The sequence below is a fragment of the Nonomuraea sp. 3N208 genome, from assembly GCF_052245935.1.
Lineage (GTDB): Bacteria > Actinomycetota > Actinomycetes > Streptosporangiales > Streptosporangiaceae > Nonomuraea.
Genome location: NZ_JBQQBR010000007.1, coordinates 64,231 through 81,469, shown reverse-complemented (window position 1 = coordinate 81,469; position 17,239 = coordinate 64,231). Strand labels below are relative to the sequence as shown.

Annotated in this window: 13 protein-coding genes; 6 read left to right on the top strand and 7 right to left on the bottom strand. The window is 71.2% G+C overall.

Annotation, left to right across the window (positions count from 1 at the left end; genetic code table 11):
- The first annotated feature begins 87 nt into the window (after window positions 1-87).
- A complete protein-coding gene (locus ACTWPT_RS12215; RefSeq protein ID WP_443177423.1) occupies window positions 88-2,991 on the top strand; it encodes a M36 family metallopeptidase in 2,904 nt (967 codons plus the stop codon).
- 51 nt (window positions 2,992-3,042) lie between these two features.
- Here the strand turns inward: ACTWPT_RS12215 and ACTWPT_RS12210 are convergent, their stop codons facing one another.
- The 6 genes from ACTWPT_RS12210 to ACTWPT_RS12185 form a co-directional block, all read right to left on the bottom strand.
- Window positions 3,043-3,738, bottom strand: coding sequence for a methyltransferase (locus ACTWPT_RS12210; protein WP_443177422.1), 696 nt, complete (start codon window positions 3,736-3,738; stop codon window positions 3,043-3,045).
- A 78-nt stretch (window positions 3,739-3,816) separates the two neighbouring features.
- Complete coding sequence (locus ACTWPT_RS12205) at window positions 3,817-4,236, bottom strand: hypothetical protein (protein WP_443177421.1); 420 nt, start codon at window positions 4,234-4,236, stop codon at window positions 3,817-3,819.
- A 129-nt stretch (window positions 4,237-4,365) separates the two neighbouring features.
- Window positions 4,366-5,997 (bottom strand): (2,3-dihydroxybenzoyl)adenylate synthase, encoded by a 1,632-nt coding sequence (locus tag ACTWPT_RS12200; RefSeq protein WP_443177420.1) that lies wholly within the window; start codon window positions 5,995-5,997, stop codon window positions 4,366-4,368.
- Window positions 5,990-8,023 (bottom strand): acetate--CoA ligase family protein, encoded by a 2,034-nt coding sequence (locus ACTWPT_RS12195; RefSeq protein ID WP_443177419.1) that lies wholly within the window; start codon window positions 8,021-8,023, stop codon window positions 5,990-5,992. Before ACTWPT_RS12195 ends, ACTWPT_RS12200 begins: the two co-directional genes overlap by 8 nt.
- A complete protein-coding gene (locus ACTWPT_RS12190; protein WP_443177418.1) occupies window positions 8,020-9,555 on the bottom strand; it encodes an FAD-dependent monooxygenase in 1,536 nt (511 codons plus the stop codon). Before ACTWPT_RS12190 ends, ACTWPT_RS12195 begins: the two co-directional genes overlap by 4 nt.
- A gap of 71 nt (window positions 9,556-9,626) precedes the next feature.
- A complete protein-coding gene (locus ACTWPT_RS12185) occupies window positions 9,627-10,436 on the bottom strand; it encodes a PaaX family transcriptional regulator (protein WP_443177417.1) in 810 nt (269 codons plus the stop codon).
- A gap of 114 nt (window positions 10,437-10,550) precedes the next feature.
- On the opposite strand from ACTWPT_RS12185, the gene ACTWPT_RS12180 reads away from it, so the two are divergent.
- Window positions 10,551-11,276, top strand: a complete 726-nt coding sequence (locus ACTWPT_RS12180) for an alpha/beta fold hydrolase (RefSeq protein WP_443177416.1) — start codon at window positions 10,551-10,553, stop codon at window positions 11,274-11,276.
- A 43-nt stretch (window positions 11,277-11,319) separates the two neighbouring features.
- On the opposite strand, the gene ACTWPT_RS12175 is transcribed toward ACTWPT_RS12180, so the two are convergent.
- Window positions 11,320-12,279: an amidohydrolase family protein gene (locus ACTWPT_RS12175; RefSeq protein ID WP_443177415.1), complete on the bottom strand. Its 960-nt coding sequence runs from the start codon at window positions 12,277-12,279 to the stop codon at window positions 11,320-11,322.
- Between the two features lie 69 nt (window positions 12,280-12,348).
- Between ACTWPT_RS12175 and mhpA the strand changes: the two genes are divergently transcribed.
- The 4 genes from mhpA to ACTWPT_RS12155 are packed head-to-tail and all read left to right on the top strand — an operon-like array spanning window position 12,349 to window position 17,172.
- Window positions 12,349-13,956, top strand: a complete 1,608-nt coding sequence (gene mhpA, locus ACTWPT_RS12170) for a bifunctional 3-(3-hydroxy-phenyl)propionate/3-hydroxycinnamic acid hydroxylase MhpA (protein ID WP_443177414.1) — start codon at window positions 12,349-12,351, stop codon at window positions 13,954-13,956.
- A 38-nt stretch (window positions 13,957-13,994) separates the two neighbouring features.
- Window positions 13,995-15,242, top strand: a complete 1,248-nt coding sequence (locus ACTWPT_RS12165) for an MFS transporter (protein ID WP_443177413.1) — start codon at window positions 13,995-13,997, stop codon at window positions 15,240-15,242.
- Window positions 15,239-16,294, top strand: a complete 1,056-nt coding sequence (locus ACTWPT_RS12160) for a maleylacetate reductase (protein ID WP_443177412.1) — start codon at window positions 15,239-15,241, stop codon at window positions 16,292-16,294. The genes ACTWPT_RS12165 and ACTWPT_RS12160 overlap by 4 nt, the downstream gene beginning before the upstream one ends.
- Complete coding sequence (locus ACTWPT_RS12155) at window positions 16,291-17,172, top strand: intradiol ring-cleavage dioxygenase (RefSeq protein ID WP_443177411.1); 882 nt, start codon at window positions 16,291-16,293, stop codon at window positions 17,170-17,172. The genes ACTWPT_RS12160 and ACTWPT_RS12155 overlap by 4 nt, the downstream gene beginning before the upstream one ends.
- Window positions 17,173-17,239 lie beyond the last annotated feature (67 nt).

Genomic DNA, 17,239 nt, shown 5'->3' with positions numbered 1-17,239 from the left:
AGATCTTGTCACCGGGTCAATGCGGTGTTACCTCTTGCGAGTGCGCGTGATCCGCGCACCTCCGGACACGCATGGAGGGAACCGACCGTGTCGTCAAAGTCCTGGTTACGTAGCAGCACCCTCATCGCCGTCGCGTTAGCCGCATCGGCACTGGCACCCACCGGTGCCGCCCAAGGAGAACCCGGCAACGGGCAATCGAACATCGTCCACGACTTCCAAGCCGAGGAGCATGGCAAGCCGGACGTGGACAACCGGCAGGGCCGAGTGGCGCCGCCCGCCAACGCCCGCAGGGCGGGCCCCGCCGCCGAGATTCGCTGGAACGCTCTCGGCACCCCGGCCGCCGTCGTCAGCTCCGAACCCCTGGCCGAGGGCCTCGGTTCCGACCCCGAGCAGGCCGCACGCGGCTACCTCAAGAACAACCAGAGCATCTTCGGCCTGCCGGCCGAGGCCGTCGACGCGCTGGAGCGGGTCGCGGTCAACCCCATCGGCGCAGGCCACGCCGTGCTGCTGCGGCAACGGTTCGGTGACCTGCCCGCCGGGGTGGACGGGCTCGTCGCGATCGGCGTCGTCGACGGCACGGTCAGGCACGTCACCTCCACGCTGTCGCGTGCCACCCAGGCGCCCCCGGCCGCCGCGATCAGCGCGCAGCAGGCGATGGAGATCGCGGCCAGGGACGGCGGCATCGACCTGGCCACGGCGGCCACCAAGCAGGCGACCCCGGTGGCGGTGCCCGCGCCCGATGGGGTGCACAACGCGTACCAGGTCGTGCTGATCGGCGGCGGGGACGGCGAGGCGGCGGCGTACACGACGCATGTGGACGCGGTCAACGGCGCCATCCTGGTACGGGAGAACCTGGTCGATCACCACCAAGACCCGGACAACCCGCACTGGGAGGTGTTCCCGGCGAACCCCCGCGACGACTACTCCTCCACGGACACCCGCCAGACCTGGTGCTACCAGCCGGGCACCGGCTGTGACTACGTGAGCGGCGGCGACCCGGCCACCGGCAAGGCCTGGGACGTCGACCACGTCACCGGCGAGCCGACGAACACCAGCCTCGGCAACGCGGCCAGGACATTCGAGAACCGGGCCAGTGGCGACCCGTTCACCGTCGGCACCCGCCCGAACGTGATCACGCCGAGCAGGAACTACGCCTTCCCGTGGCGCAACACCTGGTACGAGGCCAAGTGCAACCCCGCGGTGCTGGACCAGGAAGGCGAGAACGACCTCGAGGCCGCGATCGCCAACCTGAACGGCATGCACAACCGCATGCACGACTGGTCGTACCGGCTCGGCTTCACCGAGACCGCCTGGAACATGCAGGCCGACAACGGCGACAGGGGCGCGCTCGGCAACGACCCCGAGCAGGGCAACGCCCAGGCAGGCGCACGGGTGCTGTCGGTACGCGACAACGCCAACCAGATCACCGGCCCTGACGGCGTCGCGCCGATCACCAACATGTACCTGTGGCAGCCGATCGCCGGCGCCTTCTACGCGCCGTGCGTGGACGGCGACTACGACATGTCGGTCATCGCCCACGAATACACCCACGCGATCTCCGGCCGCATGATCGGCGGCCCGGCCGCCGGGTGGAGCGGCGCGCAGGCCGGCGCCATGAACGAGAGCACCTCTGACCTGTTCGCGATGGAGTACCTCTTCGAGTACGGCTTCCGGCCCTCAGGCGCGACGCCGTACGTCACCGGCGGCTACGTGACAGGCGACAAGGTCCGCGGCATCAGGAACTACGACATGTCGAAGTCGCCGCTCAACTACAGCGACGTCGCCTACGACATCGTCGGCCAGCAGGTCCACGCCGACGGCGAGATCTGGTCGGCCACGCAGTTCGACGTGCGCGCGGCCTTCGTCAAGCGCTACGGCGACGGCACGTCGAAGCAGCAGCGCTCGTGCGCGGACGGCACGACACCCGTCGAGCGGTGCCCGGGCAACCGGCGCTGGGCGCAGCTGTCGTTCGACGCCCTGCTGCTGATGGCCTCGGGCGCGGTCAGCTACGTCGACCACCGTGATGCGTTCCTCGCGGCCGACGCGATGCGCTTCGGCGGCAAGAACCAGGACATCATGTGGCGCGCGTTCGCCGAGCACGGCCTGGGCAAGGGCGCGGCCAGCACGGGCGCGAACGACGCCGACCCGACGCCGAGCTTCGTCAACCCGGTGGGCAAGAACGGCTCGCTGCAGCTCAAGCCTCTGGGCGAAGCCAAAGACGCGGCACTGCGGCTGTATGTCGGCGACTACGAGGGCCGTGTGGTCCCGGTCGCCGACACCGACCCGGCCACCCCGCTCGCCGACACGGTCGAGATGACGCCCGGCGTCTACGACTTCGTGGTCGCGGGCAACGGCTTCGGCCACCGCCGGCTGAAGTTCGCGGTGCTCCCCGGAGTGAAGCTGCCGCTGCCACTGGCGCTGCCCCGCAACCATGCATCGGCGGCGAGCGGCGCCGCGGCCTCGGGCGACGGCGTCAACCAGCCCAAGCTGATCGACGAGACGGAGGCCACGAACTGGGCCTCGCTCACCGGGGCGCCGGCCGGCAAGTCGGTGGTCGTGGACCTGGCGGGCGAGGCGCCCGTCCCGATCCGCCGGGTGCAGGTGAGCGCGATGCTCCGCCCCAACACCGGTGACGCCGCCGACCCCGGCGGCCAGAACCGTTTCTCCTCCCTGCGGGCCTTCGAGGTGCTGGCCTGCAGCTCGGGCTGCGCCGATCCGGCGAACTACACGAAGATCTACACCAGCCCCGCGGACGCCTTCCGCACGACGCTGCCGCGGCCCAGGGGCGCGGACATGATCTTCAAGTCGTTCGACGTCCGGCCGGCGACCGCCACGCATCTGATGCTGCGCGTGGTCAGCACGCAGTGCACGGGCAACCCGCTGTACGCGGGCGAGCAGGATGACGATCCGAACTCCGCTACGGACTGCGCCACGGCCAGTGCGCAGCGGGACCAGGTCAGGGCGGCCGAGTTCCAGGCATTCTCGCACTGATCCGTTCGTGAGAAGGGTACGGGCGCGGGCCCGTACCCTTCTTTTTGCTCCTCAAGTGAGGCGGAAGGTGAAGTAACCGACCGGCCAGCCGTCCTTGACCAGCTCTTCCTGTGCGATGACCTCCGCGGTGAATCCCTCCTGATCGATCAGATGCCTCAGGTAGGGCAGATCTCCGGAAGTCCCGAAGAAGATCAGCATCCTGCCGGTCGGGGTGAGATGCCGTCTGGCCTGGTGGAAGAAGGTGGTCATGGCCCGGTAGTCCGGGTCGGCGGTGGCCGCCTCCAGCAGGTCCCTCGGGGCGAACCAGCGGAATGGCGGATCGAAGACGATCAGATCGAATCGGCCGTCGACGTCGGTGAACACGTCGCTCTGGCGGACCTCGACGCGGTCGGCGACGCCGTTGAGCTCGGCGTTGCGCCGGGCTGCCGCGACGGCGACGGGGTTGATGTCCACGGCGAGGACCCGTGTCGCCGTCGAGGCGGCCAGGATGGCATTGACCCCGCACCCGGTGCCCATGTCCAGGACGCGGTCGTCAGCACGCACGTCCGCCAGGACGGCCTCGCCCAGCAGGTGCGACATTCCCGTGATCGGCTGCACCTGGGGCGGGACGACCAGCGTCCGGCCGAGGTAGGCGAACGTCTGATCGCCGGCGCCTTCGGCTTTGGCCTCCTCATAGGCCCGCTCGTGCCAGCCGCGGATGCGCTTCGCATGCTCGGGAGGGACCATCGGGCGATAGGAATGGCTCACACGCCTGCATCTTAGGCGCGGGACCGCAGGGAGAGGTCCGGCGACGGGTGGTGGGTCGCCGGGCCTCAAGCGCGCGGTTTAGTAGATCCGGTACTTCTTGCCGCAGTTGTCGAACTTGCCGGCCCAACAGGTGAAGGTGTAGATCTTCTTGATCCCCTTACCCTTCCAACTGCTCACGACCTTGCCGTCCCAGGCGCGGTTGAACTTGTGCCAGCCACCGTTCTGGTAGTACTCGAACCAGACCCAGCCCTTCTTGCCGCCCTTCTTGTCGACCCCGTACCACTTCGTGTAGACGTAGTGGCCCTGCTTGAAGGTGTTGCCGAAGGTGTAGGCCTTGCGGTCGCTCGAGAAGAACTTGCCCCAGTTGCCGGCGGTGGTGGCCGACTGGGTGGCCGCGGTGGCCGTCTGGGTGGCGGCGGCCTGGGCGGCCGGGGCGAGTGCGAGGCCGGTGACGGCGATCGAGCCGGCGAGGGTCGCTATCGCGAGCGTCTTACGCATGTGGGTTTCTCCCCCTGATCGGTGCTGCCGGTTCGTCCGGCAGCACGGACATTACGGAGAGCGGAATGGATCATCTGTGGAGAAATCCACACACCAAGAGTGATCAGCGACACAGGCCGCTCTGACGCCTCACTGGACGATGTCGCGCAGCGCCTTCTTGTCGATCTTTCCGATCTTGGTCAGCGGGAGCTCGTCGACGAGCACGAGGTGTTCGGGGAGTTTGTAGCGAGCCACCTCCATGCCGGTCAGGGCCTGCCGGATCTCTTCCAGCGTGAGCTGGTGCCCGGCTTCGGGGACGACGACGGCGCACACCCGCTCGCCCAGGTCGGGGTCGGGTTTGGCGACGGCGGCCACACGGGAGACCCCTGGGACGCGGTAGATGAGGTTCTCGACCTCCTCCGCGGAGATCTTCTCGCCACCACGGTTGATGAGGTCCTTGCTGCGGCCCTCGACGACGAGGTTGCCAGAGGGGTGCAGCCGTACGACGTCGCCGGTGCGGTACCAGCCGTCCGGCGTGAAGGAACGGGCGTTGTGGTCCTCGGCCCGGTAGTAACCGCGCGGCGTGTACGGGCCGCGGGTCAGCAGGGCGCCCATCTCGCCCGGGGCCACGGGCTCGTCCGCCGCGTCGACGATGAGGATCTCGTCGTCGGGGCACATGGGACGCCCCTGCGTGTAGATCTTGACGTCGTCGGGGTCGTCCAGGCGCGTGTAGTTGAGCAGCCCTTCTGCCATGCCGAACACCTGCTGGAGCGTGCAGCCGAGCATGGGTTCCACGCGGCGGGCCACCTCGGGGGCGAGGCGTGCGCCGCCGACCTGCAGCACCCGCAGCGACTCGGGCGCCGGGTGGCGGCCCGCCTCGACGGCGTCGATCCAGCGCTGCGCGACGGCCGGCACGGCGGCGGCGGCCGTCACGCCCTCGGCGGCCATCAGCGGCAGCACCTTGCCGGGGTCCGGGGTGGCCGCCAGGACGACCCGCCCGCCGTTCATGAGGGTGCCCAGGATGCCGGGGCAGCCGAGCGGGAAGTTGTGTCCGGCGGGCAACGCCACCAGGTAGACGGTGTCCCGGCCGAAGCCGCTGACCTCGGCGCTGCGGCGGGCGTTGTACTCGTAGTCGTCGTGGGTGCGGGTGATGAGCTTGGGCAGTCCCGTCGTACCGCCGGACAGGAGGAAGACGGCCACGTCGCCGCTGCCGGGCGCGAGCTCGTCGAGCGTGGCGCGGGCGGCGGCCGGGTCGTCCGCGGGCCGGGCGAGCGAACGCAGGTCGGCGGCCTTCTCGTCCACGTCGGCACCCGCGACCAGGAGCATACGCACGCTCGGTGTGGCCTCAGCGATCTCCTTGCCGAGCGCCTGGTGGTCGAAGTCGCCGAGGCGGTCGGGGACGGCGATGGCGGTCACGTCGGCGTGTGCGGCGAGATAGCGCAGCTCGTGGCCGCGGTGGGCGGGCAGCGCCATGACGGGGGCGATGCCCGCGCGCAGGCAGGCCAGGGTGAGCGTGACGAACTCCCAGCCGTTCGGCAGCTGGACGAGCATCGTGTCGCCCGGCTCCAGCCCCGCCGCCAGGAGCCGGACGGCCAGCCCGTCCGCGCGCGCGGCCAGCTCGCGGTACGTCAGGCGGGTGCCGCCGTCGACGACGGCGACGGCGTCACCGTGGGTGTCGGCCCACTCGTGCAGGTAACTCCCGAGCGGCCGGCCACGCCAGTGCCCGGCCGCGCGGTAGCGGTCGGCCGTCTCCTCGGGCCAGGGGACGAATCCCTCACGCATCGTCGGACCCTCCTTGATCGTCACGCAGCAGCAGTACGGCGTCGAGCGCGACGACGTCGCCGTCGGGCAGGACCCGCAGGGGATTGATCTCGCACTCCGCCACGGCCGGGTCGGCGCCCAGGGACGAGAGGGCGAGCAGGACGTGGGCGAGCCTGGCCCGGTCCACCGGCGCCGCGCCCCGGGCGCCCTGGAACAGGGCGCGGGTGGCGAGGTCGTCGACCATGGCGTCGGCCTCGTTCGCCGTCAAGGGTGCCAGGCGCAGGGAGACGTCGCCGAGCGTCTCGGCGGCCGTTCCCCCCGCGCCCAGGGCGACGACCGGCCCGAAGACCGCGTCACGGCGTACGCCGGCGATCAGTTCGGGGCCTGCCGGAGCCATGTGCTCGACCAGCAGCGCCGGGCTGGCGGGCAGGCGGGCGAGCGCGGCGTCGAGGTCCTCGTGCGTCCGGACGCCGACCTGGACGCCGCCCACCTCGGTCTTGTGCAGCACACCCGCGTCGAGGATCTTCACCACGACCGGGGCGCCGAGCTCGTCGAGCGCGGCGTGCGCGGCTTCGGGGCCGGCGCACACGCGGCGTACGGGGGTCCTGACGCCGAAGCCGGCCAGGACGTTCTTGGCGGTGTGCTCGTCGACCGGATCGGACAGCGCCAACGCGGGCCAGGTCGTGGGAATGACGTCCTCGCCGAGGCGGCTGCGGTTGGCCGCGTCCTCCGCCAGGGCGCGCACCATGGTCGCGCCGGCGGCCGGCGTGGTGGCGCACGGGATTCCCGCCGCACCGAGCTCCGCGCGGGTTCGACGTGCCTGCTCCGGCGGGCCGCCGACCACGGCGACCAGCGGCGTGGCCGGGCGAGCGGCTCTCAACGCGGCGGGCAGGTCGAGGGCGGCGGATTCCAGCAGTGCGTACACGGCCGTGACGTCGACGTCCGGGTCCTCGGACACGCGCTGGATCACCTGGGTGAACGTGGGGGAGGGGCGGCCGGTGTCGACGGGGTTGCGCTGGTAGGTCAGGTCGGGCAGCAACTCGCCGACCTCCTTGACCGTGCGCTCCGACAGCGGCGGGACCCGGACGCCGGCCGTGCGGAGGGCGTCGGTGAGCAACAGTCCGGGGCCGGCCTGCGCGGTGACCAGCCCGACGCCGGAGCCGGGCCGGGCGGGCAGGCGCACGCGGCCGAGTGCGGAGACGGCATCGACGAGCTCCCGTTCGTCATCGACGAGCACCGCGCCCGCCTGGCGAAGGGCCGCACGGGTGACCCGCCAGGAGGTGGCCAGCGCGCCGGTGTGGGAGCGGGCGAAGTCGCCGACGTCGCTGCGGCCGACGACCAGGGCCACGACCGGGACCCGGTCCACCAGGCGGCGCACCGCGGCGGTCAGGCGGCGGCCGTCCGCCGCGGTCTCGACGTGCAGGGCGACCGCGCCGAGCCCCTCGTCGCCGGACAGGTGGTCAAGGACGTCCGCCTGCGTGACGTCCACGCTGTTGCCGAGGCCGACACCGAGGCGGAGGCCCACCCCGGCGTCGGCGAGGGCGAACGCGAGAGCGTGGTTGACACCGCCGCTCGCGGCCACCACGGCCACGGGGCCCGACTCCAGGTCTGCGGCGTCCGGGACGAAACTGGCGGTCAGCGAGGCGTACGGGGCGATGAAGCCGGAGGTGTTGGGACCGAGGAGACGGATGCCGGTGTCCCGCACCACTGCGCTCAACGCCTGCTGGTGAGCCGCGCCTTCGGCGCCGGACTCGGCGAAGCCGCCGGCGCACACCAGCGCCGCCCGTGCTCCTGCGGCGGCGGCCGCACGCAGCGCGTCGGCGGTCATGGCGGCGGGAATGCAGGAGATCACCAGGTCAGGGGCGATGCCTTCGGCTGCGACCGCCGCGGCCACGGTCGGGAAGAATCGGCCTGGGTTGATCTTCATGACCGGGCCGGGGAAACGGTCCAGGGAAGCGGTCATGGCCGTGCCCAGCTTGCCGGGGACGTCCGAAGCGCCCAAGAGCGCGATGGACCGGGGTGCGAACAGCGGATCGAGGGCGTTCACTCGGCGGCTCCCACGAGGTCGGCCCGGCCGGACAGGAGCAGCGTTGTCGCGGCGTCGTCGTCGTAGCGCCCGACGATCACGGCAGGCAGGCCATGAGCGAGCCGCGCCTCCTCGGCGACCAGCACCCGGGTCAGGGGAGTCCCGCCGCGCACGCCGACGAGCGGAGCACCCATGCTCGCACGGACTTGAGCGAGGGCTCGCGGCAGGTCCGCCTCACTGTCGGGAGCGTCGATCCACACCCCCGATGAGGGCGGCAGGCCGGTGAAGGGGGCCATGGGGATCTCGGTGCCGTCGTCCCCCACGAGAGCGGCGTCGGTCGCCGTCACCTTGCGGCCGGGCAGGCTGCCGAAGGGAGTGTCCAGTGGGGGAGCGCCGTGCCGCTCGTGCCACCATCGGTCGACCCGGTCGGCGAACCGCGGGTCCCGCACGGCGAGCTTGCCACGCGGGATGGAGCGGCTCAGGAAATGGAAGGCGAACTGCAGCGGATCATCGAAGGCACGGACGTACCGGCCGAAGTGCTCCCACCACGACAAGCTGGGCCGTGCGGAGTTCTGGATCTTCTCGACCTGGGGGCGGCGGCGGTGCTCGTAGAGCTCCAGGGCGCCGGGGACGTCGTGCGGGGCCTCGGCCAGGGCCTGGGCGAGGGCGACTGCGTCCTCCATCGCCATCTTGGTGCCCGATCCCACGGAGAAGTGCGCCGTGTGAGCGGCGTCGCCGAGCAGCGCCCAGTTGCCGCGCCGCCACGACCGTGCCTTGCGGGTGGCGAAGTTCGCCCACCGGGAGTTGTTGCCGACGAGGGGGTGTCCGTCGATCTGGTCGTGGAAGAGCCGCTCCAGGTACGCCTTGGTCTGCTCGTCGCTCGCCCCGGGCGGCGTCGCCGGGTCGAACGCGTCCAGCCCGGCCGCGGCCCAGGACGAGGCGTCGGTCTCCACGATGAAGGTGCTGAGGGAGTCGCTGATGGGATAGGCGTGCGCGGCGAACACCCCGTGCGGGCCGTCCTCGTGGACGAACGTCAGCCCGTCGAACATGTACGTCGTGCCGAACCAGATGAACTTGGCGCTCGCGACCTCCGCCGTCGGCCCGAACTCCTCGGCGAAGATCCGCCGGAACCGGCTGTTGGCGCCGTCGCAGGCGACCACCAGGTCGAAGCCGTCCAGCTCGGCCGGGTCGCTGATCTCGTGCTGGAAACGCATGGTCACGCCCTCGGCCAGGGCCCGCTCTTGGAGCAGGCTGAGCAGGGTCTTGCGGACCACCGCGGCCATGCCCATGCCGCCGACGCGCTCCCGCGCGCTGTGCACCCGCACCTCGATCTCGTCCCAGTGCCGGCCGTGCTTCTCCAGCGCCTCGCTGAGCACCGGGTCGGCGGCGTCGATCGCGCCCAGCGTGGCGTCGGAGAAGACCACGCCGAACCCGAACGTGTCGTCAGGGCGGTTGCGCTCGAAGACCACAACCTCCGACTCCGGCCGGTCCCGCTTGATCAGCGTGGCGAGGAACAGCCCACCGGGGCCACCGCCCAGGCACGCGACCCTCATCGTGCTTCCTTCACTCTCACGATTGCCAAAATATGACATCTGCATCACCGTCGTCTACAAAATGACACAATTCAGGTAGCCGTGGGATCGGCGACGAGGCGGTCGACGTGCGCCTCGGCCTCGCTCCGCAGCAGGCCATGGGCCTCGAGGAACATCTCATGGGCGGCCCGGCCGCTCCAGCCCTCGGGCAGCAGTTCGGGCGGCAGGTCGGGATCCCGGAACGGGAACATGCGGTAGTCGTGGATCAGCCGCATCCGCTCGACCAGTGCCTCCCTGCCGCGCAGCTCGCCGGCGCGGTAGCGGGCCAGCCGGGGGCGGTAGTGGTCGAGCAGCGCGCCGTAGTCCTTGTCGAGCACGGTCAGGTCCCAGGACCTGGCCGCCATCTCGCGGTCGGCCGCGGCCCCTTCCGAGCGGGCGCGCAGCACGTCGAGCCGGATCGCGGGATGGTCGGCGAAGTCGGCCCTGACCTGCGCGATCCGGTCGTGGGGACTGATCCACACCGAGGCCGACAACATGCCGAACCCGAGCCAGGCCAGCCGCTTGCGCAGCTGCTCGCGCAGGGTCCGCTCGGTCTCCGGCACCGAGTAGATGACCATGTGCCACTGGCCGTCCCACGGCCCGGGCTCGCGGGCGAAGATCCGCGCCCTGCCGTCGTCGAGCAGCCGCCAGGCGGCATCGGTGAGGACATAGCTGGTCTCCCTGCCCTCGCGACGGCCCTCCAGCCAGCCCTCCTTGCGCATCCGCGCGACCACCACGCGTACCGTCGCCTCGGGCACGTCGAAGCACCCCATGAGCGCCACCAGGCCGCGCAGCCGGACCTCACCTCCGCGATAGCGCAGGTAGTCCCCGAACACGTCGAAGACCAGCGACCGTGGCTTCACCGAGCCTCCCGATAATCTGTTTCAGCTTCTTGACGATCGTCTCACATTCGGCCCATATTTCAATGACCGCCGCCACGCTCGATGGCGGCGACCGCCACGTCGCAAGGAGACGTCATGGCAGAGACTTTCGTCCTCATCAGCGGTGCCTGTCACGGGGGCTGGACCTGGCGGCTGGTGGCCCAGCACCTGCGTGCCGCCGGGCACCGCGTCCTGGCCCCTACCCTGCCAGGCCTGGCCGACGGCGACGACCCCGAGAGGCACAGCCTGGCGGAGGTCAGCGACTTCATCGTCGACTTCGTCGAGCGCGCCGACCTGAGGGACGTCACCCTCGTCGCACACAGCTGGGGCGGTTACCCGCTCACCGGCGCCGCCCACCGGCTCGCGCCCCGGCTGCGCAAGCTCGTCTACTGGGGCGCGTTCGTCCCGGCGGAAGGCGTACCCCTGATGGGGGAGGTGCCGCCGCACTACGCAGAGATGTTCACCCAGCTCGCGGCGGCCTCCGGCAACAACAGCATCGTCTTCCCCTACGAGGTGTTCTGCGGCGCGTTCATGCAGGACGCCGACGAGTCCACGCAGCGCCTCGTCCACAGCCTGCTGGTGCCCCAGCCGATGCGGTACTTCACCGAGACCGTCACCCCGGTGGACCCGGCGGCGCTCGGCGTGCCGGCCAGCTACTTGGTCGGATCCGAGGACTTCGCCCTGCCGCCGGGCGACCTCGGCTGGACGCCCCGCTTCCCGCATCGCCTCGGACCCGACACGCCTGTCATCGAGCATCCGGGCAGCCATGAAGCCCAGTTCACCCGTCCGGCCGAACTCGCCGCCGCCTTGCTCAAAGCCTGACGACGGCCTCGCCGGCCCCTTTCCGGGGCCGGCGGCCCCGCCGTCAGAGCTTGAGCAGGGCCTCGGCGTTCTGGTGGCTGATCTTCGCCCGGTCGGACTCGCTGATGGGGGCGTTGTCGAGGAAGGCGGCGGCCTCGCCGATGTCCTCGAAGGGGTAATCGGAGCCGAACAGGATGTGGTCGGCGCCGAGTGCCAGCAGGGCGCACAGGAGCGGCGGGGCCGAGCAGACGCCGCTCGTGGTGATGTAGAGGTTGCGGCGCAGGTACGCCGACGGGTTGCCCAGCTTCAGCTCGATGCCGTGGTGGTTATGGAAGCCCCAGCGCGAGTCGAGCCGCCACAACACGTACGGCAGTCCCTCTCCCATGTGCCCCAGCAGCAGCTTGGCGTTGGGGAAGTCGTCGAACACGCCGCCGAAGACCAGGCGCAGCGCGTGCGCGGCGGTGTCGGTGCCCCAGCTCCACATGGGGCCGATGAGCTCGGGGTGGTCAGACAACACGTGCGGAACGTCGAAGCCGTTGGCCGGGTGCAGGTACAGCGGCACGTCGAGCCCTTCCGCGTACTCCCACACCACACGCAGCGAGGAGTGATCCAGATAGCGGCCCTGAGTGTGCGCGTTGACCAGCGCGCCGCGCATGCCGAGCTGGGTGACGGCGCGCTCCAGCTCCTTGGCGGCCGCCTGCGGGTCCTGCAACGGCAGCGCCGCGAAGCCGGAGAAGCGGGTCGGGTGCTCGGCGATGACGCCGGCGTGGAAGTCGTTCACCGCCGCCGCCCGCGCCACGGCGACCGCCGGGTCGGTCTCGGCCTGGATACCGGGGGAGTTGAGCGAGAGCACCTGGACGTCGACGCCTGCCGCGTCCATCGCCTGCAGGCGCTCGTCCGCGAGGTCCAGCAGCCGCCGCGAGGCCTCCCGCCACGCGTCGGGGCGGGCGACCGTGGCCGTCCCGGCGCCGTAGCCGACGAGGTCCTCCGTGACGAAGTGCTCCTCCAGGCCGATCTTGCGCATGTCCGTACCCCTCTGTCTGTTTCACCAATATGCATTGACTTCATTAATAGTGGAAAGTACGGTGACCGCATGTCAAGCTCACAACACGGTCACCACACGGTGATGGGAGAGTGCGATGTCGCCGTGGTGGGGTACGGGCCGGTCGGGATGGCGATGGCCGCCCTGCTGGCTCGGGCCGGGCATCGCGTGGTCGTCCTGGAGCGGTACGCCGGCCTGTACAACCTGCCCCGCGCCGCGATCTTCGACGACGAGACGATGCGGACGCTCGACAAGCTCGGCGTGGCGCAGGAGCTGCTGCCGAAGGTGCGCGTGCAGCGCAACTATGAGTGGTGCGACGCCGACGGCGAGGTGCTCATCGACGTCGACTACGCCGAGGTCGGCCGCAGCGGCTGGGCCGAGTGGTACATGATGTACCAGCCCGATCTTGAAGACGCCCTCGATCGGGTCTGCCGCAGCTTCCCGCAGGTGACGATCAGGCACGCGAACCGGGTGACCGGGCTGGAGCAGACCGCGTCCGGCGTCGTGGTCACCGTCGAAGGCCCCGACGGCCCCGGCACCGTGACCGCGCGTTACGTCGTGGCGTGCGACGGCGGCAACAGCTTCGTCCGCCAGGCGCTCGGCGTCGGCCAGGACGACTACGGGTTCTCCGAGCCGTGGATGGTCTGCGACTTCCGGCTGCGCCGGGCGGTCGAGGTGCCGCCCGCGCGACAGGTCGGCGACCCCCGCCAGCCGACGTCGATCATCTCGCTCGGGCCGTCGCATCACCGGTTCAGCTTCATGCTCGACTCGGAGGAGGACTTCGCGGTCCAGCGCGATCCCGAACTCGTCTGGGCCAGGGTCGCGACCTACCTGGGCCCGGAGGACGCCGACCTCATCAGGGTCGCCACGTACACCTTCCGCTCGCTGATCGCGCACCGGTGGCGGATCGGGCGGATCCTGCTCGCCGGGGACGCCGCGCACCAGATGCCGCCCTTCCTCGGGCAGGGCATGTGCTCGGGCATCAGGGACGCCCAGAATCTCGCCTTCAAGCTGGACCTGATCCTGACCGGGCGGGCGGACGAGGATCTGCTCGACAGTTATCAGCCCGAGCGGGAGCCGCACGTACGCGCGGTCGTCGAGAAGGGAATCGAGCTCGGCCGGCTGCAGACCATCCGCGACCCCGAAGCCGCCGCCGCGCGGAACAGGGAACTGCTCGCCCGGCGGGCCGCGCGACAGGAGCAGGAGAAGATCCGCTTCCCCGGTCTGGCGTCGGGCTTCCTGGCGAGGGAGCCGGCGGCCGGGCGGGGGGAGCTGTCGGTCCACGGCGTGGTGGACGACGGGGCACGCCGCGGACGCCTCGACGAGATCGTCGGCCATGGATTCCACCTGCTGGTGACCGAACCGGTGCGCCGGGAACTCGACCGCGACAGCCTGGCCACCGCGCTGGAGGCCGCCGGCGTCCGTGTCGCCGTGCTGGCCTGGCACCCTCCCACCAGCGACGATGTCCTGTTCGACGTGGACGGCACCTACCATGGGTGGTTCGCCGAGCACGGCTGCTCCGCCGTCGCCGTCCGCCCCGACTTCTACGTCTTCGGCACCGCCCGCGACGCCGCGGCGGCCCGGACTCTCGCCTGCGAGCTCCTCGCCGCCCTCGGCACCGGCTCGACCGTACCGGCCGGCGCGTCCCACAGCCTCTGAACTCCGAACACCCCCTGCGACACACGGCTGGAGCGGCCATGCACACCAACCCCACCACCGTCCGACGACCACTTTCCGAGAAGACCATGCTCATCGTGGTCGCGCTCTTCGCGGCCCTGGAGGGTTACGACCTCGCCTGCTACGGCGTCACCGTGCCCTCGATGCTCGCCGATCCCAATATGGGCGGCGACGCGGCGACGGCGGGCACGGTCGGATCTCTGGTGGCCGTCGGCATGATGATCGGCGCCGGCCTCGCCGGCGCGGCGATCAGCCGCCTCGGCCCGCGCCGGCTGCTGCTGACCGGCGCAGGAGCGTTCTCCGTCGGTATGCTCGCCTGCGCCGTGGCACCCGGCTTCGCCGTGTTCGGCGCGGCGCGCCTGCTCGTGGGCGTCGGGCTCGGCGTGGTGCTGCCGACCCTGACCGCGTACGTGGCCGACCTCTCCGACCCGGGGCGGCGCAGCCGAAACGTCGGGCTCATGATGTCCGGGTACGCCCTCGGCGCCCTGCTGGCTCCGCTGCTCGGCGCGGCACTGCTGCCGCACGCGTCCTGGCACTGGATCTACGTCATCGGCGCGGCGCCCGCGCTGGTGCTGCTTCCGATCGCCGCGCGGATCCTCCCGGAGAGCCCCGTCCACGCCGACCGCGCCGCCCGGCCCGCGGCCCGCAACGACCTGTTCGGTCTGAAGCCCCTGCTCGCCCCCGGCACGCGCACGGTGACCCTGCTGTTCTGGGTGGCGTCCTTCTGCGGCCTGCTGCTGGTCTTCGGCATCAGCACCTGGTTGCCCACCATCATGAGGAACAGCGGCTACTCGCTCGGCTCCGCGCTGCTGCAGACCGCCGCGATGTGGGTGGGCGCCGGGCTCGGCATGATCGCCGGAGGGCGCATCGCCGACGGGATCGGGATCAAGCCGGTCGTGTCGACGGCCTTCCTCGTCGGCTCGATCAGCCTCATCGCGATGAGCGCCCGGCCCGCGATCGTGCTGTTGTTCCTGCTGATGTTCGTCAGCGGGCTGGGGTTCATCGGCTCGCAGGTCATGACCAACGCCTTCATCGTCAACCGCTATCCGGAGGACGTCCGCGGGGCCGGGATAGGCTGGGCGTTGTCGGTGGGGCGGCTCGGTGCCATCCTCGGACCCTCCATGGGCGGCTGGATCCTGTCGTCGCAGCTGGGCGTGGAGTGGAACTTCTACCTGTTCGCGATCCCCGGCCTGATCGGCGCGACGGCGGCCGCGCTCGTGCCGGTGGCCCGCGCCGCCCGGCACGCGGTACCGGAGGGGGCGGGATGAGGCGGTTCACATACGAGACGTTCGCGGCCCGTGTGGTCTTCGGCGCCGGATGCGCCCAGGGCTCGCTGGCCGCGGAGGTCGAGCGCCTCGGCGCGCGCCGCCCGCTGATCGTGACCACGCCGCGCACCGCCCCGCTCGCCACGACGCTGGCCGGGCCGCTGTCCGTGGCCGGCACCTTCGACGGCGTACGACCGCACGTGCCGGTGGAGACGGTGCACCAGGCCATCGAGCTGGCCAAGCGGACGGGCGCGGACGCGGTGCTGAGCGTCGGCGGCGGCTCCACGACGGGCACCGCCAAGGCGATCGCGCTCCGCACGTCGCTGCCCATCGTGGCCGTGCCGACCACGTACGCCGGCTCCGAGGTGACCCCCGTCTGGGGCATGACCGAAGGCGCGCGCAAGACCACCGGCCGATCCCCGCTGGTCGTGCCGAGGACCGTGCTGTACGACCCGGACCTGACCACGACCCTGCCGGCGGCGATGACGGCCGCCAGCGCGATGAACGCGATGGCCCACTGCGTCGAGGCGTTCTACGCGCCCGGAGCGAACCCGGTCACCGACCTCGTCGCCGCCGAAGGCGTCCGGATGATCGCCGACGCGCTGCCCGCCGTCATGTCCCGCCCCGCCGACGCGGCCGGGCGCGCCGGGCTGCTGTACGGGGCCTACCTGGCCGGGTCCGCGTTCGGCGCCGCGGGGTCCGGGCTGCACCACAAGATCTGCCACGTCCTGGGCGGCGCGTTCGGCCTGCCGCACGCCGAGACCCACACGGTGCTGCTCCCGTACGTGGCGGCCTTCAACGAGCCGGTGGTGCCCGCCCTGCGGACGCGGGTGGCTCCGGCCCTCGGCGCCGACGACACCGCCCGCGGGCTGACCCGTCTCGCCGCCCGCATCGGAGCCCCGGCGTCGCTGGCCCAGATCGGGCTGGCGGAGGACGATCTGGACACAGCCGTACGACTCGTGCTGGAGAAGGACTTCGGCGACAACCCGCGGCCCGTGGGCGAGCCCGAGGTACGCGGGATCCTGACCGCCGCCCTGCGAGGAGAATCAGTATGACCACTCAGCCGATGCCCACGGCCGACCGGGCGCTCACCGACCGCGTGCTGGCCAGCTTCGACGCCGCGCCCTCCGCCCGGCTCCGCGAGGTCATGCGCAGCCTGGTCACGCACCTGCACGCCTTCGCCTCCGACGTGCAGCTCACCGAGGAGGAGTGGGCCGCCGCGGTCTCCTTCCTCACCCGGGCCGGCCAGATCAGCGACGACCGGCGCCAGGAGCTGATCCTGCTCTCCGACGTGCTGGGGCTGTCGATGCTGGTCATCGGCATCAACCATCCGGCGACCGAGACCGCCACCGCCTCCACCGTGGTCGGCCCGTTCTTCGTCGAGAACGCCCCCGAGTTCGCCAACGGCGACGACATCTCCGGCGGCGCCGGGGGAGAGCCGTGCTTCTACTCCGGGCGGGTGCTCTCGGCGGTGGGCGCGCCGATCCCCGGGGCCCGGATCGAAGTCTGGCACTCCGACGACGAGGGCAACTACGACGTGCAGTACGCCCAGCTCGACGGGGCCCAGGGCCGGGGCCGCCTGCGCTCCGACGCCGACGGCCGCTACCGGTTCTCCTCCGTGTTGCCGGTGCCGTACCCGATCCCGCACGACGGGCCGGTCGGGGACCTGCTGGCCGCCGCCAAACGCGACTCCATGCGGCCCGCCCACGTGCACTTCCAGATCAGCGCTCCGGGATTCGCCACGCTCACCACCCACGTTTTTGTGGCCGGCGACCCGCACCTCGGCTCCGACGCCGTCTTCGGGGAGAAGGACTCGCTGGTACGGACCTTCGTCCGGCACGACCCCGGCCTGGCTCCCAACGGCCGGGTGCTCGGCACCGCCTTCTTCACGATGGACTTCGACTTCGTGCTGGACGTCGCCGACTCCGTATAGTTTCGGCGATAGCTATCGGCGATAGGTAAACAAGTTGTGCGCGGGGGCGGGCAAGGTGAATGACCTA